The organism is Cytobacillus sp. Hm23 (assembly GCF_051842895.1).
Classification (GTDB): Bacteria; Bacillota; Bacilli; order Bacillales; family SM2101; genus Nanhaiella.
The window spans coordinates 78,769-94,830 of sequence record NZ_JBPXRQ010000009.1; the positions used below are offsets into that span (position 1 = coordinate 78,769).

Annotated in this window: 13 protein-coding genes; all 13 read right to left on the reverse strand. The window is 36.6% G+C overall.

What is annotated here, in order from left to right; translation table 11 throughout:
• Positions 1 to 92: 92 nt before the first annotated feature.
• The 13 genes from mreB to nuoL all read right to left on the reverse strand — a co-directional run bounded on the left by mreB (position 93) and on the right by nuoL (position 16,038).
• Positions 93 to 1,094 carry a rod shape-determining protein MreB gene (gene mreB, locus ACSVDA_RS07520; protein WP_485882123.1) on the reverse strand — a complete coding sequence of 334 codons (1,002 nt, stop codon included), beginning with the start codon at positions 1,092 to 1,094 and terminating at the stop codon, positions 93 to 95.
• 217 nt (positions 1,095 to 1,311) lie between these two features.
• Positions 1,312 to 1,587, reverse strand: a complete 276-nt coding sequence (spoIIID, locus tag ACSVDA_RS07525; protein ID WP_485882124.1) for a sporulation transcriptional regulator SpoIIID — start codon at positions 1,585 to 1,587, stop codon at positions 1,312 to 1,314.
• Between the two features lie 818 nt (positions 1,588 to 2,405).
• Positions 2,406 to 3,281 (reverse strand): stage II sporulation protein SpoIIQ, encoded by an 876-nt coding sequence (spoIIQ, locus tag ACSVDA_RS07530; protein ID WP_485882126.1) that lies wholly within the window; start codon positions 3,279 to 3,281, stop codon positions 2,406 to 2,408.
• Between the two features lie 205 nt (positions 3,282 to 3,486).
• Positions 3,487 to 4,512, reverse strand: a complete 1,026-nt coding sequence (gene spoIID, locus ACSVDA_RS07535; protein WP_485882128.1) for a stage II sporulation protein D — start codon at positions 4,510 to 4,512, stop codon at positions 3,487 to 3,489.
• Positions 4,513 to 4,743: 231 nt separating this feature from the next.
• Positions 4,744 to 5,073, reverse strand: coding sequence for a DUF779 domain-containing protein (locus ACSVDA_RS07540; RefSeq protein WP_485882130.1), 330 nt, complete (start codon positions 5,071 to 5,073; stop codon positions 4,744 to 4,746).
• Position 5,074: 1 nt separating this feature from the next.
• Positions 5,075 to 6,595, reverse strand: coding sequence for an acetaldehyde dehydrogenase ExaC (gene exaC / locus ACSVDA_RS07545; RefSeq protein WP_485882132.1), 1,521 nt, complete (start codon positions 6,593 to 6,595; stop codon positions 5,075 to 5,077).
• Between the two features lie 454 nt (positions 6,596 to 7,049).
• Positions 7,050 to 8,351 carry a UDP-N-acetylglucosamine 1-carboxyvinyltransferase gene (gene murA, locus ACSVDA_RS07550; protein WP_320207434.1) on the reverse strand — a complete coding sequence of 434 codons (1,302 nt, stop codon included), beginning with the start codon at positions 8,349 to 8,351 and terminating at the stop codon, positions 7,050 to 7,052.
• A 36-nt stretch (positions 8,352 to 8,387) separates the two neighbouring features.
• Positions 8,388 to 9,128 (reverse strand): YwmB family TATA-box binding protein, encoded by a 741-nt coding sequence (locus ACSVDA_RS07555; protein WP_485882133.1) that lies wholly within the window; start codon positions 9,126 to 9,128, stop codon positions 8,388 to 8,390.
• 192 nt (positions 9,129 to 9,320) lie between these two features.
• Positions 9,321 to 10,328, reverse strand: a complete 1,008-nt coding sequence (locus ACSVDA_RS07560) for an NERD domain-containing protein (RefSeq protein WP_485882134.1) — start codon at positions 10,326 to 10,328, stop codon at positions 9,321 to 9,323.
• 277 nt (positions 10,329 to 10,605) lie between these two features.
• Positions 10,606 to 10,839: a DUF1146 family protein gene (locus ACSVDA_RS07565; protein ID WP_485882135.1), complete on the reverse strand. Its 234-nt coding sequence runs from the start codon at positions 10,837 to 10,839 to the stop codon at positions 10,606 to 10,608.
• 290 nt (positions 10,840 to 11,129) lie between these two features.
• A complete protein-coding gene (gene nuoN / locus ACSVDA_RS07570) occupies positions 11,130 to 12,641 on the reverse strand; it encodes an NADH-quinone oxidoreductase subunit NuoN (protein WP_485882137.1) in 1,512 nt (503 codons plus the stop codon).
• Between the two features lie 5 nt (positions 12,642 to 12,646).
• Positions 12,647 to 14,173: an NADH-quinone oxidoreductase subunit M gene (locus ACSVDA_RS07575; RefSeq protein WP_485882138.1), complete on the reverse strand. Its 1,527-nt coding sequence runs from the start codon at positions 14,171 to 14,173 to the stop codon at positions 12,647 to 12,649.
• Positions 14,170 to 16,038, reverse strand: coding sequence for an NADH-quinone oxidoreductase subunit L (gene nuoL, locus ACSVDA_RS07580; protein WP_485882140.1), 1,869 nt, complete (start codon positions 16,036 to 16,038; stop codon positions 14,170 to 14,172). Before nuoL ends, ACSVDA_RS07575 begins: the two co-directional genes overlap by 4 nt.
• Between the last annotated feature and the right edge of the window lie 24 nt (positions 16,039 to 16,062).

Consider the following 16,062-nt stretch of genomic DNA (forward strand, 5'->3'; position numbering starts at 1 on the left):
TTAAAACTACTACAAGTGATTATACAGCGGTCACCGTATTATGTAAGACATCCTTCTAGTTGTGAACGTGCTTATTTCTAAGTACAAACAGTTTAACCATAATTACGTACTGGAAGCTTGTCCAGATTTTCAAGCATAATACCAGTACCTATTGCCACACATTCCATCGGATTTTCTGCGATGAGAACTGGAACCTTTAATTCATCTGATAAAAGCTGATCGATTCCATGTAATAATGCTCCCCCACCCGTTAAAATTACTCCACGATCGATAATGTCTGCTGATAATTCTGGCGGTGTGCGTTCTAGTACACTTTTTGAAGCTTGAACAATAAGTGCTACAGATTCATGTAAAGCCTTTTCTATTTCTTCCGATCTTACCGTAATGGTACGAGGTAATCCCGATACCATATCGCGTCCACGAATGTCTATTTCCTCATTACGTGCTCCTGGAAAGACCGTCCCTACACTTATCTTTATATCCTCTGCTGTACGCTCACCTATTAATAATTTATATTCACGTTTTATGTATTGAAGAATTTCCATATCAAGCTTGTCCCCAGCCATTTTTAACGAAGAGGATGTAACGATTTCACCCATCGATAAAACAGCGACGTCAGTCGTACCACCGCCAATATCAACAACCATATTTCCACTCGGTTGAAAAATATCCATACCTGCACCAATTGCAGCTATTTTCGGCTCTTCCTCTAAAATGACTTTTTTTCCTCCGCTTTTCATCGCCGCTTCTCTTATCGCCTTTTGCTCAACCGATGTAATATTCGTCGGACAGCATATAAGTATGCGCGGCTTAGAAAGAAAACCTTTTACATCTAGTTTATTAATAAAATGCTTAAGCATTGCTTCGGTGATTTCAAAATTTGCAATTACTCCATCTTTTAATGGGCGAATGGCTGAAATATTTCCAGGTGTTCGACCAACCATACGTCTTGCTTCTTCACCAACTGCTAAAACTTTTTCTAATTGACGGTCAATTGCAACAACGGATGGTTCGTTCAAAATAATTCCTTTTCCTTTTACGTGAATGAGTACATTCGCTGTTCCTAAGTCGATTCCGATATCTCTAGCAAACATTATTATTAGCCTCCTTGCAAAATTCCCGATACTTTCTCTAATTTTATATTTTAGCACAAATTTCCGTCTAGAAGGCAATGTTGTAAAAAAATAGTCGAATTTTAAAAGTTTGGTCAAATACACAAAAAGAGGATGACTCAAATGAGTCTGATTTTATTAATCACTTTTACAGGCTATAAAACCGGACTCTACCTTTGATGATTCATCCTCTTTCTTTTTATCGGACAGTCTCTTCTTCTCGTTCACCTTCTTTCTTATATTTTAATTTTGTTGCTTCTCCACCACGTAGATGTCGTATTGATTTATGGTAATCTAATATTTCCTTCACTTCATTTGCAAGTTCTGCATTAATCTCAGGTAATCTTTCTGTTAAATCCTTATGAACAGTACTTTTGGAAACGCCAAATTCTTTCGCTATTACACGAACGGTTTTTTTCGTCTCCACGATATACTTACCAATCTTGATAGTACGCTCTTTGATGTAATCGTGCACACCACTCGCCCTCCCTAAATTGGATGTGAGAAGTGTCAAAAGAGACTCGTTTTCTTTCACGATTAAAATGCTCTAATTTGTTATGACAGTAATAAGTTTGAATAAATTATATCGTTATCATAAAACCCAAGCCCCTCACCTCAAACACTCTCTTTTATCAGGTTTGTAACATTTTATTAGCTTGGGTGATTATATATTCCATAAAAGTCAAGAGGGACAAGGGATTTGTTAATTTTTTGTTCAAATCACACCCATGATCCATTTTGAAACTTAATTTCCGACAAAAGATTAGCTATCCTGCAAACAGAATATAGTTTCTTTGAGGATATAAACAAATGTATTTTCGTATATCCAAACAAGGTTGTTCATATCACCGTTACAAAGTAATTTCGCATCAATTGATATTTTGAAGACTAAGATATAAACACGTTAACGTTCTTGCTATGTTTTCAGACTTAAATAAAACCTCATCTTACTGTCCAAACAGCAGCAATTAAAAAGCCTAATATACTAATAATGTTTGTAGCACTTTTGGTTACGGTGTTTTCGAATTAATTGATGCTTTTAGTTCTAAGCTATAAGCACGTGTTATACTTCTAGACTTCGTGGCATCTTTTCTACTTTTTACAATTTTTGAGCTCTCTTAACATCATACTGTTCATTTTTAATAGCGATAGCAACTAAGTTTACGAAAAGAGCCTCTAGTTATAATGATGGTTAACTCAGCAAACTGTTAAATGACGACAAACGAAAAACCATCCTCTAATGAGAATGGTCATATTTGTATCAAGCTATTCACTTTATACTAAAGCAAATGATTAAGAATCTTTATCTTCTTTTTCTTTTCCTGGCTTTTCTTCTTCAGCAGGAGCTTCCTCTTCTTTTTCTTTTTCTTCAGCTGGTGCTTCCTCTTCTTCTTCCTCTACTTCTTCTTCAGCTTCTTCCTGCTCTTCTTCAGGCAATGTTTCTTCTTTCTTTCCTTCAGAAGCCTCTAGATCCATATTTTCATCTTCATCTAACAATGAAGTGATTGGACTTCCAATTAAACTAATTGGATTAATGGCTTCGTCATTTTTACGGATTTCAAAATGCACGTGATTTTCTGCCTCACTATTTAAGAGACTTCTACCAGACTGTGCAATAACTTGCCCTTGTTCCACCATATCATTTTCTTGGACTTGAATATCAGCAAGTGATTGATATACAGTTACGATCCCATTTCCATGATCAATCTCTACAACATTCCCTAGCGTTGAATCAATGCTAGTTCTTGTAACAGTTCCACTAGCAGATGCAACTACATCAAAGACACTATTATCCTTCGTTACAATATCAATACCTTTGTTTGGAATATATTGATTGTCGTAGTATAACAGCGCTGCTTCTTGATCTGCGTCAGATGCATCGGCATCATAAAATTGCTTTTGAATTTCCATTTCTTCAACATTCGTCACTGGATACATAAAACTTTCAAGCGATTGAGTTACTGGTACAGAATCATCATCCACAAAGTAATCGGATTGCAATGATACATTATCAAGATCATATTGATCAGAATCTGCAACATTTTTGCTGTTTTGATACCAAAGGATAGCTGTTAGAATGATTGCTGCACTAGCAATATAAATTGCTGGAAGAACCCAACGACGTTTAAAAAATCGTTTCACTTTCGAGAATTTCTTTTCTTCTCTCATGAATTCATCACCTCAGCAACCATTTTGGGCACATTTTCATATTTTTATACAATCTTTTTATATTTTTTTGTTTTAATATCCCCATCAAGTAAAAAATTATCCATAATAATTAAAAAAAGCCCTAAATTGGGCTTTTTTTTTTGCAAGAAAGCTGTCTTATCTGATTTTACGCACTCTCGTTTTGTAATTGTTCAGTATTAAATAATTAATTTTTTACGATAAAATTCGTTAAATAAGGCGTTGCATCACTAATTTGTGTTCCTTTGTAGTAGTGTGTAAGAATTTCCTGATAAGTTTTCCCTTCTTCAGCCATTCCATTTGCGCCATACTGACTCATACCAACACCATGTCCATAGCCTTTTGTTGAGATGACAATTTGATCATTTGTACGTACCCATGTGAAATCTGATGAAGATAACCCTAATTGATCACGAACCTCTCTCCCTTTAAACGTTTTACCACTTATTTCTACGGTATCAACACGTTTACCAGAAGTTCTTGCAATAATTTTTCCTACCGTGCCATCGCTCGGTAATTTTATGTTAAGTTTCTGTTCAAACTCAGCCACCGTCATCGTTACTTGATTATGAAATTTTGGAGAAGCTTCATCCCAAGGACTTGCTACACTTGTTAAATAGGGGAATGGATTTTCCCAATAATCCTCCGAGTTTTCTGTATACCCATTACTTGTTGAGAAAAAGGATGCTTCTATTGGGGTACTATCATAAGTTAATATTTGGCCGGCAGTTGAACGTACAGCCTCTTGAAACTTTTCCATCTTCCGTTCATAATCTACACCCCATAATTTCTTCAACTCATCTTTGCTTTTATATACTTGATGAAGTACCATATCTGTAACATCGGCACCCTCTGGTACTCCAACCGCTTGCCCACCTATCATTTTTTTAACTATATAAGTTCTCGCACTTAAACTCTGTGCTTTTAAAGCCTCTAGCTCAAAATCTGCAGGCATTTCTGATGCTAGAACTCCAACAACATATTCTTCAAGAGGGACATGCTCGATCGTTTTAGCTTGACTACGATAGACAGCCACTTCCACTTCGGAATTTAATGTGTTCGTAGTTAAGTTGGGAGAGGATTCCAGCTTCGATTCTTCAATGAGTTTCCCACCTTCCTTAGCTGAGAAAGGGAAAACTAACAATGAGGGGATTACAATAATCATGGCAAATAGTACAGAAATTAGTATAACTAGTGGTTTTACTTGTTTCATCGCTTCAAGCCTCCAAATAGATTTTTTGTGTAGCTCATAAGATTCTCAAAACCACACTTCTATATATGCTTATGGAGGTGGACAACCTTTTATGATAAGAATGTGTGCCTAACCACTATAGCTTTATCTCTGGAAAACAGCTTTTTTCGAATATATTAAAACCCATTCGCTTTAACTACTAATATAGCGAATGGGTTTTAGTTACTTGATTAAAAAAAAGTATATTAACTGTTAAGTGGCCATTTGGTTTGCACGGATAATAAATGTTTTATTTTCTATACTTTCTAAAGAAAATGAATTACCAATACCATCAATCACATCAATTATTATTTGTAAATGTTCCCAATAAGAGAAGTTGGATCTATGCATATAATAGGGAACACCTAATATTTCACCTACTTGTATATCTCTGCTCCCGACATAAAAATCATCCGATTTCATACAAATTGGCGAAGTTCCATCACAACAACCTTCTGAATGAACAAATATAAGTTTACCGTTTTGTTCTTGTAATTGTTTAATTAATGCTTTAGCTGGTTCAGTTGCAATAACTTTTTCCATTTTAGAAAAAGCCCATTGAACCTTTGTTATAACCAACTAAAATATTTTTTGTTTGTTGATAGTGATTTAACATCATCAAGTGATTTTCGCGTCCAATACCTGATTGCTTGTAACCACCGAAAGCAGCGTGAGCTGGATATTGGTGATATGTATTTGTCCAAACACGTCCCGCTTCAATTGCACGACCTGCACGATAAGCAGTTTCACCGTTACGAGACCAAACACCTGCACCAAGGCCGTATAATGTATCGTTAGCAATTTCAATTGCTTCATCAAAATCTTTGAATGTTGTTACTGATAACACAGGGCCAAAAATTTCTTCTTGGAAGATGCGCATTTTGTTATGACCTTTAAACACAGTTGGTTCTACATAGTAACCTTCTTTAAAATCGCCTTCAAGTTTGTTTTGGTGACCACCAATTAAGAGTTCTGCACCTTCTTTATTGCCAATCTCAAGGTAAGAAAGGATTTTATCTAACTGTTGTTGAGAAGCTTGTGCGCCCATCATTGTTTCAGTATCTAGTGGATTACCTACTTTGATAGCTTTAACACGTTCTAAAGCTCGCTCCATAAATTTATCATAAATAGATTCATGAATTAATGCACGCGAAGGACAAGTACAAACTTCACCTTGGTTTAAAGCGAATAATACAAAACCTTCAATTGTTTTGTCCAAATAATCATCATCTGCATCCATTACATCAGCGAAGAAGATGTTAGGTGATTTACCACCTAGCTCTAATGTTACAGGAATAATATTCTCAGTTGCGTATTGCATAATAGAACGTCCTACTGCTGTTGAACCAGTGAAAGCAATTTTAGCAATACGTGGGTTTGTTGCTAGTGGCTTTCCTACTTCTAAACCAGTACCTTGAACAACGTTTAATACACCTTTTGGTAGTATATCTTGAATTAGTTCAAGTAACACACAAATAGAAGCTGGTGTTTGCTCTGCTGGTTTTAGCACAATAGTGTTTCCAGCTGCAAGTGCAGGTGCTATTTTCCAAGATGCCATTAGCAGCGGAAAGTTCCAAGGAATAATTTGACCAACTACACCAATTGGCTCATGGAAGTGATATGCAACTGTATCTTCGTTAAGTTCACTAATACCGCCTTCTTGTGCACGAATAACGCCAGCAAAGTAACGAAAGTGATCAATAACTAAAGGAAGGTCAGCATTTAATGTTTCACGAACCGCTTTACCATTATCCCAAGTTTCGGCTACAGCTAACATTTCTAAGTTTTCTTCAATTCGATCAGCAACTTTATTTAAAATAACAGCACGTTCAGCAACAGATGTTTTACCCCAAGCGTCTTTTGCTGCGTGAGCGGCATCAAGTGCTAATTCAACATCTTCTGATGAAGAACGTGGAACAGCTGTAAATACTTTTCCGGTTACTGGAGAGATTACGTCTAAGTATTGACCTTTAACTGGAGCAACCCATTCCCCTCCGATGAAATTTTGATATTGTGCTTTAAAATTTACTAAAGCGCTTTCATTGTTTGGATTTGAATAAATCATTGTGTAATTCCCCCCAAAATTATTGTCTATTTATTCTGTATTCAAGGCATTTGTCACAATTCTGACAAATTCAGCCCTGAAGAACCATCATATTATTTTTTTTGAGTTATTACAAGCATGTTTTTTAAAAATTTCCAAGAATAAAAAATTTTGTTATGGAATTAATTTCATACATATAAGTAAGTTAGAGCTCAATATATAAGTAAAAGGGTTATGAGTGATTGCTTTGTTTCTATTAAAGGTCTAAATTGAATTGAATGAAGAAAGCGGGGTTTAATTAACGTTAAGGGGTATTTTTGAATCCATTAATATTGCGGTATTTATAAATATTATTTTTATTAAGAAATTACTTTGGAGTTATTGAGGCCCTAGGAAACGTAAGTTTAAAGCAAAGAGGCCTGATCTCCACCGCTTTAACCCTGTATAGCGGTGGAGGTCAGGCCCCTTTAAGTTGTTAAGTTGCTTGTTGGTTATATTCTGCTGTGAATTGGTCTGTTTGAACTGTTACACGTTCAATATCAGCTCCAAGGCCTGTTAATTTCTCATGAAAGCTTACATAGCCACGATCTAAGTGTTTAAGCTCAGTAACCCTTGTATGCCCTTTAGCAGCTAATCCAGCTAAAATGAGAGCCGCTGCTGCACGAAGATCTGTAGCAGCTACTTCTGCGCCTTGTAAATCAGAACGACCGTTAATAATAACTGAACGTCCTTCAATCTTAATATTACCATTCATCCGACGAAATTCCTCTACATGCATAAAACGGTTTTCAAAAACAGTTTCAGTGATCATGCTAGTGCCTTCCGCACATAACAGTAATGACATCATCTGTGACTGCATATCTGTTGGAAATCCGGGATGAGGCATCGTTTTTAGATCTACAGCTTTTAACGTTTGAGGACCAACTACTCGTATGCCATCATGCTCCTCAGTAATCGTTACGCCCATTTCTTCCATCTTTGCTATTAATGAGCTTAAATGTTCCGGTACTGCTCCTTGTACGTATACATCACCGCCAGTAATTGCAGCTGCTACCATAAAAGTACCCGCTTCAATTCTATCAGGAATCACTTGATGTGTTGTTCCATATAAGGTTTTTACACCTTCGACACGTATCGTACCAGTTCCAGCACCACGCACTTTTGCACCCATTTTATTTAAAAAGTTTGCTAAATCAACAATTTCTGGTTCTTTTGCACAATTCTCTATAATCGTTGTTCCTTCAGCTAACGTAGCTGCCATCAAAATATTTTCTGTAGCACCTACACTAGGGAAATCTAGGTATATTTTTGCACCTTGTAGTTTTCCATCTACCTTTGCATCAATATATCCATTACCAACCTTTACAGTTGCTCCCATCGCTTCGAAGCCTTTCAAATGTTGATCAATCGGTCTTGAGCCAATTGCACAACCACCTGGTAAAGCAATTTTCGCTTGACCGTTTCTCGCTAATAACGATCCCATTACTAATACAGAAGCCCTCATTTTTCGAACATATTCAAATGGTGCTTCTATCGTTAACTCTCTAGATGCATCAACTATAATTTGATTATTGTTAAATGTTACGTCAGCATTTAAATAACGTAACACTTCATTCACCGTGTATACATCGGAGAGCTCAGGTACATCACTTATTATACTTTTTCCTTCACTCGCTAATAAAGATGCAGCGATTACAGGTAAAACGGCATTTTTTGCACCTTCTACTTTAACCGTACCACTTAACCTTTTTCCGCCACGGACGATGATTTTTTCCAAGGTATATTCCCCTCCGCGTCCATTTTCTATATAATATTAATATTCAGATGTTATGATAGGTGTTCCAACTACAACGTTAGTCCTCCCACCTAACCCTGTACTACGCAAGGCTATTTGTATATTGATCGGTTCAGTTTTTGTTGGAATAATATCTTTCCAATCATCAGTATATGCAGAAATTGAGACAAATGTCTCTTCGTTCAATGCCTCAATTGCTCTAGCATTAAATTGTTGTAGTAATTTGTCCGCTCGTTTATACAAAACCTCTTCAATCTTATCATTTAAATAGCCCTTGATACAAGTAAAAATTGTGACATCATCAGTAAAAATGTCAGCTATTCTCTTTTTTGTTGTACCATTTACACTAGTCCAATCGGTGTGATTTCCTTTAACTTCATAAAATAGGTATGAATACCGATGTCCATTGTCATATGATGAGATGAGCTTTACAACTTCTGTTTGGTTTTTATCCAAATGCTCAAGTGTACCAACAGCTTCCAATTTATTTGAATTTTTAGAAATATCCCAATTAAAGCTACCAGTCTTCTCCTTAAGCTCCTCTATCCGTTGTTCGAATTCCACCTGATCACTGATTTCTAATGCCTGTCTACTATAGAGGCTCCATTCTTCAATCGTAATATGATTTTTTTCGTATACATTTGCAATTTCCTCTAATTTATTTACGTACTCATCTGCACTAGTCATGGAATTTTCATAAATACTTAGTAAAATCACTACAATAAGTAACATACATATTTTATGAAGCTTATTTTTCATCTCTCGCCACTTCCTCTCCTTATTTTCATTGTTGCCACATCAACGCAGTTCATACTTGGAAAAACTCGTCATCTTTAGACAAGAAAATAAGTGAAGGAAAGAAAGCAAATACTATACTCAGCATATGGGTTACTAATAAGTCACACGCATAAGCAATAAGTATCATTTTTATAACAAATGATCACAACTTAGTCATAGTTTTGCGGAATGAGCCTTAACTAATTCACTTAATTTCGTGCGTGAAAGCTCATACTGTCTCTTTTTAAAATCCCCAGAATGTTGTAGGTTGAGGGATACCAATATTTTTGAGGCAATGGATATGGAAGGTAGCTGAAGAAATTCACGTAATTGTTTGTTAGAAATTATTGGGCTAATGAGGAGATAAAAATCTTTTAAAGCATAAATATGAGCATTTTGAATGTTCGATTTACATACGGGACAATACCAAACACCTCGTTGTCGATGTAACGGAAGGGTAGAGCATATTGGACAATGAGCTCCTGTAATAATCTCAGAGGAATGAATTTGAAATTTTTGTAACACATCTGGATATGTTGGAGAATGATGTTGTACGAGCAGTTGGATGATTTTGTTAAGGTCCCTCTTAGTTAATATTTCTTCTTTATATACGGAAGCTAAATCGTTTAATTTGGTTGGGAGTGATGCAGCGTGGATCACTTTGCGAGAGGTTTCCTTAAAATGAGAAGTAATTTTTATAATTGTTGAAGGCTTGCTTATGACGATGAGTGATAGAACTGGTATAGATGTATAGTTATACTTCGCTAACAAATTTTTCAGTTGACTTTCTTGCCTACTAGTTTGTAAAAAGGGGTCAGGAAATGCCTCTTCGTTTCCATCTAATTCTCGAATCAGTTGGTGAAAGGTTCGGTCGAATGTGAGTGTGCCAGAGATGTTCTTCACTTCAATAATTAAAATAAAACATGCCGATATGATGAGTGTATCTAGCTGAAAATAACGGTTTTCACTATCAGGAATTCTTAAATCATGTAGTATGAAATACTTATCATTTGGGAGAAAGTCAAAGTGATAATCAAGCGACTTCTCTCCTCGATATCCAGCATATGATTTTGCTAATTCTTTACTAAGCAGCTCTTTTTTGGAGTGTGTAGGTGGCAACCGTCTTAATAAAGCCTCTAATTGTTGTATCTTAGGTGGGATTTGCCTTCCTTTTTTAATCATTCCATCACCTCATATTATTTTTTTGAAGAGTTCTCCACCTTTTACTCGTTCTCCTTTAATTTTCTTACATTCTTTTAATTAACTTAACAACAATAGAAGCTGTACTGTCCGAATTTGATGTTTTACTGTCCAAACTTAGCGTTTTACTGTCCTAACTTAGTGTTTTACTGTCCAAATTAAGCGTTTTACTATCCAAGCTGTGTTCTTTACTGTCTTTGCCGTGAGTGATACTGTGTAAAGTACTTCATTACTGTCCTAAGCGGTTTTAAGCACAAATTTAGCTAAATAACGTGGTAATTTGTTTCGACCAGAAAAGGTAGTCTAAAAAAAAGTTGCTAATGGTTGAACCGATTGCAATAGTGATTAAAATAAATAATGTCCGAGCTTGGATTACCCGATTTTTTTTAAAAATCTTTTCAAAATTTAGCGATTGTAGTGCCCACCATGTAATCGTAATAAATATCAAATGTGATAGGATGCTAACAAGTGCATCTATACCATAATTTGTCATTAATATATACCTCCCATCATTTTTCAGGTAGATTGACATTGATCTTCTTTACTTGAAAAGCTGCTCCGTTCATAGCCTCTTCCATTTAGAACCACTGAGCCTTCCCACAAAAAGGAGAGGTAGCTTTGTCCACCTCTCCTTTTATCTTATCAATAAACCTCTATATTTGTGAATTCAAATGACCCATGAAAGCTACGCCAGTAACCGCATTGTGTTTACTATTTCCCATCATGCTTTCAATGTCTCATTCCTATATAAGAGCTATAAAACTTAATCTTTCTCGGTCTCAACTAGCGTACAAAATCATTAAAATAATTAAAAGTATCGTATAAAAAGTCAAATGCAATGCCAGGGAGTATCCCTAGAAGGATTGTACCAATTGCACAAATAACGATAACAGCTATGACACCGAAAGAGACGTTAAATGCACCTTGCGATGGCGCAGGACGAAAGAACATTTGCGTCAATATGCCGAAGTAATAGAAATAAGATATGACAGTCGTCACGATTAAAATCGATGCGAGTACGTAATGGCTAGGAACAGAAGCAAATGCACTTATAAATATATTTAGCTTCCCAATAAATCCTGCTGTTCCAGGAATACCTGCAAGCGATAATATAAAGATGGTCATCGTCACTGCTAACAGTGGTGAACGTTTATATAGCCCAGCAAACTGGCTTATATCCTCAGAACCAGATTTATCAGTGATAAGTTGCAATACTGCAAATGCCCCTAAATTCATTAGTAAATACGCAGCTAAGTAAAACCAAATGGTGTCAATCATAAATGGTGATAGCGTGACAAAAGCTACTAATACGTACCCAGCATGAGCGATACTAGAGTAGGCAAGCATACGTTTAACATTTCTTTGTTTTAACGCAATGGTATTACCAATAATCATCGATGCTCCTGCTAAGAATGCAATGTAATCTTGCATTTCGAAAAACATCCAATTCCCACTTGTTCCTCCTGCTGGTGTTCGTGGAAAAATGGACAAGAACAAGCGCATAATAATAACAAAGCCAGCAGTTTTTGATACTACACTTAAAAATGCAGTAACTGGTGTAGGTGCCCCTTGATAGACATCTGGTGCCCACATATGAAAAGGTGCAGCTGCTAGTTTAAACGCCAGGCCAACGAACATAATTAAAAATGCCAATGATAACATATATTGCATGTTCGTATCATAAATTGTTGAAAGCTGGTATGCAATTTCAATTACATTTGTAGTACCTGTTAATCCATAAATATAACTCATTCCAAACAACGTTAGCGCTGTAGCAATTCCGCCATTCACTACATATTTCATCGCTGATTCATTTGATTGCTGATTCTTTTTGCGTAATCCAGCTAAAATATATGATGAAATAGAGAGTAATTCAAGGCCGACAAATAGTGTAATCATATCTCCACTTGAAGTCATAATCATAGCACCTAGTAGTGCAGTTAAAAATAAATAATAGAATTCACCACGGTATTCTAGCTTATCTTTTGGCTGATAGCTCATTGAAAGCAACAACACTAAGCCGGCACCTACTAGCAATAATAGCTTAAACGCTTTACCGAAAGAATCAAGCCGATACGTATCATATAGAATGGATGTCACTTCTTTTTCAAATGACCCTACTAAAAAGATAATAGCAACGACAATCCCAGCAATGCCTAACCACGCGAGTGGTTTACGACTTTTATTTTGCCCCATAAACAAATCTATTAGTGAAAGAAGGGTTGCAACACCGAGGATGACGAACTCTGGTGCCATAATTCCCCATTCGTAACTAAGCAAAGTATCGAGATCCATCCCGCTCACCCTCCTATTCCTAACATAATAGTCTCAATAGTTGATTTTAACGGCTCTGATAGAACAGTTGGGTATACACCTATTAAGATAATAAAACCGAGTAATACGAGCGCAGGAACCATTTCTACTGCTTTGAAATCAGCTAGTTCCCCATATGATTGCTTTGCAGTTCCAAATGTTACTTGCAACACTGCTCGTAGTAAATAAGCTGCTGTCAAAATAATACCAAGTGCCCCTATTGCTGCAATGACAGGCATTTCTTTAAATAAACCAGCAAATGCCATGAATTCACTAACGAACCCTGACATGCCAGGTAATCCTAATGATGCCATTGCTCCTGCAAGTAAGAACCCAGCTGTTAATGGCATAGCCTTTGCTAAACCACCAAGCTTGTCAATCGATGAAGTGTTAACACGTTCATACATGACACCTATGAGGAAGAACAACAATGCTGAAATTAAGCCGTGTGATACGACTTGAAAAATCGCACCTTGAATGCCAGCCTCATTTAATGCAGCTAGTCCGATTAACACAATTCCCATATGTGAAATACTTGAATAAGCTAGTACCATTTTTAAGTCCGTTTGAATAAGTGCTAAAAATGCACCATATAACAGGTTAATGACACCTAATATCGCTAACCATATTGCTATTGACTCAAACTCGTTCGGGAATAACCCCATACCAAACCGAATGAGACCGAAAGCACCTATTTTTAATAGGACGCCAGAGTGAAGCATTACAATGGCTGGTGGTGCTTGGACGTGTACACGTAGCATCCAGCTATGTAACGGAAATATAGGTAGCTTCACGCCAAATGCAACAATAAGTGCAATGAGTAACCCATAACGAAGCTGTTCAGAAACTGGAAAGAAAAATTGAATTTGATCAACAGGGTAGCTTAAAGCAACCTTAAGATCCTCAAAATTGGCTGTTCCAGTTTTCGCAAATAAGATAATGATAACGATTAATAGGATTGCTGAACCAATCCCATTATAGATTAAGAAGCTGAACGCAGCTTTTTCTTTGGCAAAATAGCCCCACTTTCCAATAAGGAAAAACATTGGAATAAGCGTTACTTCGAAGAAAATAAAGAATAAGATAAGGTTCCCAGCAGCAAAAACGCCGAGCATGCCAATTTCTAATAACAGGAAAAGCATGAAATAGCCTTTCCATTCTTTTTTAATATGAATAGACGCAATCGCTGCTAATGTCGAAAGGACTGTAGTAAGTACGATCATGACGAGTGCTAGACCGTCGAGACTCAGCTCATAATCAATTCTCCAAGCAAATTCAGGCAACCCTGGAAACTGACCTAAATGAATCCATTCATATTTTTCTGCATATTGACTTAAAGCTTCACCAGTTACATATTTCACAAAAACAATGAGTGATAAGCATAATGCAGGTAATGTTGCTAAAAAACCGACAAGTTTAATTTGCTTCTCTTGCGTTTTAGGAATCAACATGAGAAGAATAATTCCTAGCAATGGGGAGAATATTAATAGTGATAAATAGAAAGATGCGTTCATCCGATATACCCCCCTGTCAAAGCAAAGATCACTAATAAGATTGCTAAACCAATAATAGTCACTGCACCATACATTTGAATCTGCCCATTTTGTAGCTTGGACCCTATTCTACCTATGCTTTGTGTAAATAATGCAATGCCATTCACTATACCTTCAATGATAAATTTCTCAATATATTTCATAAATAAGCTAATCACTTTAGTTGTGTAAACAACCGTTGCTTGATAAAACTCATCTACGTAATATTTATTTAACAAAATGTTATATACAATCGATTCACGTGAAGAGAAGGTATCCCTTGCAAGTGATTTTTTCCCATACATTAAATATGCTAGAAAAATACCGGCAAATGAAACGACCGTTGCCACAATCATAATCCATGCTGGGGCTTTAACATGTGCAGCTTCCAAGTATTCATTTCCTTGTGCCAACCAATCACCTAAGAACGTTCCAAACCAAGGTGTATTTATATATCCAGCTACAATCGCTAAAATAGCTAACACAATCATCGGAAACGTCATCGATAATGGTGACTCGTGTACCTCTTTCGTAGTTCCATTTTGTTTTCCTGTGAATACTAAAAAGAATAAGCGGAACATATAAAATGCTGTGAAGAATGCTGCAATGACAGCGATCCAAAACAACACATAATTGCCATGAGTCCATGTCGCAACTAAAATTTCTTCTTTACTGAAAAATCCAGAAAACAGCGGTACACCGCTAATTGCTAACGTACCAATTAAAAATAACGGACCTGTGAGACGCAGCTTTTTCCATAAACCACCCATCTCATTGATGTTCTGCGTATGAACTGCGTGAATGACACTACCAGCTGCTAAGAATAGCAATGCCTTAAAGAATGCATGTGTCGTCAGGTGAAATACCCCAGCAACATAGCCCGCAGAGCCTAGAGCAAGCATCATATACCCTAACTGACTAACCGTTGAATAAGCTAGTACTCGTTTAATATCCGTTTGAACAAGTCCAATCGATGCCGCAAATATCGCTGTAAAGCCACCAACAATTGCAACTGTTGTCAATGCTGTTTCACTTGCAGTAAACAAAGGAAACATCGATGCAACTAAATATACCCCTGCAGCTACCATCGTCGCCGCATGTATAAGTGCGGATACAGGTGTCGGACCTTCCATTGCATCTGGGAGCCATGAATGCAATGGAAACTGACCTGACTTACCCATTGCACCAATAAAAATTAAAATAGCTGTTAAAGTAATCATTTCCATCGGTATCACATTTGTTGATACTGCATTGAAAATGTCATCATATTCAAAGCTACCGACCTGCCAAAATAATAGAATCATACCAATGAATAGTCCTACATCACCGATTCTTGTCATGATAAACGCTTTTTTGGCAGCTGCTTTCGCATCCTCTTTATAAAAATAAAAACCGATTAATAAGAATGATCCCACACCAACTAACTCCCAAAATATATAGGTTTGAAGTAGGTTTGGTGAAATCACTAATCCTAGCATAGAAAATGTAAATAACCCTAGATATGCATAAAATACTGGAAACCGTTCATCTCCATGCATATATCCCTTTGAATAAAGGTGTACAAGAAAACTGACAAGCGTTACTACTACTAGCATTAGTGCATTTAATTGATTGATTTCAAATCCCGCTGTTAAGTTGATATTCCCAATCGTAAGCCATGTACCTTCTTGCTTAAATGTTGGTTCACTCAGCCGTTCTACCAATACGAAAATTGCCATTGTGAAAGATACCAACGTCATGAGAATACCTACATATGCACTCCCCTCCTTCAAACGCTTACCAAACAGGAGAAGAAGCACAAAAGAAACTAACGGGAAAAGCGGTATTAACCATGCATATTCCATCATCGTATCACGATCCCCTTTTTTTAG